The organism is Neobacillus drentensis (assembly GCF_036962765.1).
Taxonomy (GTDB): Bacteria; Bacillota; Bacilli; order Bacillales; family Cytobacillaceae; genus Neobacillus; species Neobacillus drentensis_C.
In genome coordinates, this window is record NZ_JBALOS010000256.1 from 1 (window position 1) to 2,040 (window position 2,040).

Annotated in this window: 1 protein-coding gene; it reads right to left on the reverse strand. The window is 54.1% G+C overall.

Features of this window, described 5'->3' with window-relative positions:
- Positions 1-504: 504 nt before the first annotated feature.
- On the reverse strand, positions 505-1,749 hold the full coding sequence (locus V7137_RS25630; RefSeq protein WP_335700693.1) for a serine hydrolase domain-containing protein: 1,245 nt from the start codon (positions 1,747-1,749) through the stop codon (positions 505-507).
- Positions 1,750-2,040 lie beyond the last annotated feature (291 nt).

The following is a 2,040-nucleotide window of genomic DNA, read 5'->3' on the forward strand; positions in this document are numbered from 1 at the left end:
ATCGCCTCCTTATCATCACGTTTTTTAATATTCTTTATCAGAATGAATTATTCCTTTAAATATTATTACTTATCTGATGAGATCTTCAACTAAATGGCCCAATTGTTGAACAAAGGTCAAACAGTACTCTTCAACTATCCTGCCCCGTTAGTTCAATAACTTCAACAAAAAAGGCGTTAATCCTTCCTGGAATAACGCACCCTTAAGTCGAGCATTTTTATCAATTTATTTTTTTAACTTAAAAAGGGGTAGTACCAGCGAAGCTGACACCACCCGCAATGTAGATGTAATTTAATGGGGAATTATTTATTGATGACCTCGTTATATCCCTGCTGGGCATCGGTGATTGCAAGCTTTAAATAGACCTCCAAGCACTTGCGGCCATGCCCCTGCCCACTTCTACTCCGTCCAACCAACTCCGTGTCACGTCATGGTTCTGCCCCAATAAGTTCGATGAAATTCATCGGCCTTTTTTTAAACGAACGACGAACCGCGGGCTCGGTGTTAGTCTTCGATTGCCTGGTAGACCGTGGTCCAGAAGTCGTGGATAAGCCACGATGAATCCGGAGTGGACGCCCCGACCTGGGTGAGCAGGATTCCAGTGAGCTGTTTGTCCGGGTCGGCGTACGTCGCTGTGCCGCTTCCGCCGTCCCAGCCGAACTGGCCGATGGACGCGTAGTCACCACGGTAGGTGCGCACCGCCATCCCGAAGCCCCAGCCGCCGTGTTGCCCTTGGCCGAATGACACATGGACGTTGTTTCTGGCCATGGCGTTTCGGGCGGCTTGTTGCTCGGGCGTGAGGCGGTTGGTGGTCATCAGCTGGACGGCGGGCCGGGACAGGATCCGTTCGGTCCCGTGCATCCCGTGATTCAGCAGCATCCGGAAGTATGCGTGGTAGTCGTCGACGGTGGAGACCAGTCCGCCGCCGCCGCCCTGGAACGCCGGAGGCTGGCTGTAGCGTCCCCCCTTGGCCTCGTCCCACACGATGAACTCTCCGGTCTGCGGGTCGGGGGCGTAGAGGGTTGGCAGCCGGGCGATCTTGTCGGCGGGCACGTGGAAACCAGTGTCCTTCATGCCTAGGGGGTTGAAGATGCGTTCGCGCAGGAACGTCTCAAACGACTGACCCGTGACCCTGGCGACGAGCACGCCGAGTAGATCGTTGCTGATGTGGTACTGCCAGCGCTCTCCGGGCTGGTACATCAGCGGAAGCGTGCCAAGGCGGCGCATCCACTCATCCTGCTCGGGCACCGGCTCTGGTAGATTGGGCGTGAGCCCCTGCTCGAAGATCGCGTTCATGATCGGAGTGCCCAGCGACGTCATATCCATGCCGAGCCCGAACGTGGAGGTCAGCAGGTCCCGTACGGTGATCGGCCGCCGAGCCGGCACGGTATCATCCAGCGGGCCGTCGATCCGCTTCAGCACCCGCCGGTCGGCGAGTTCCGGCAGCCACTGTTCTACCAGGTCATCCAGCCGCAGCCTGCACTCATCGAGCAGGATCATCGCCGCCGCGATCGCAACCGGCTTGGACGTCGATGCCATCCGGAAGATCGTGTCCCGGCGCATCGGCGCGCCACCGTCATGGCGCATCGTGCCGATCGCTTCGACGTGTGTCTCACCGTGTCGGCTGACCAGAGCAACGAGCCCAGGAATCTTCCCGGAATCGACATACCTTGCCAGCACGTTGCGCATTCTGCGCAGCCCTGTTTCGGAGAAGCCGCTGTTGCTTTGTCCCGTTGTAATCTTTTTCATTTGGTTTCCCTCTCTTTACTTTTTTATCAGCCCTATTGTTCTACAAATTCTCTTTTGAAAGCGTTTTCGATGCATCAAAGACACTGAATATTGGCAATCAAAAGATGACTCACCTCCTGTTCTGGGTGATCAGAATCGAGATATGTCCTGCACTTAGCATAGAGCCATATGTTCATCGGACGTTTATTCTCGGTTTCATCAAATTCAAATTCACCATTATTCCGTAAGTAATCTTCTTTGACAAGTAATGTATATTCTAGAAGTAAAAATAAATTCCTTCTTCAACTATCC

Excerpts from the sequence above, each read along its gene's own strand:
- V7137_RS25630 (WP_335700693.1), bottom strand. The coding sequence starts at position 1,749 with ATGAAAAAGATTACAACGGGACAAAGCAACAGCGGCTTCTCCGAAACA.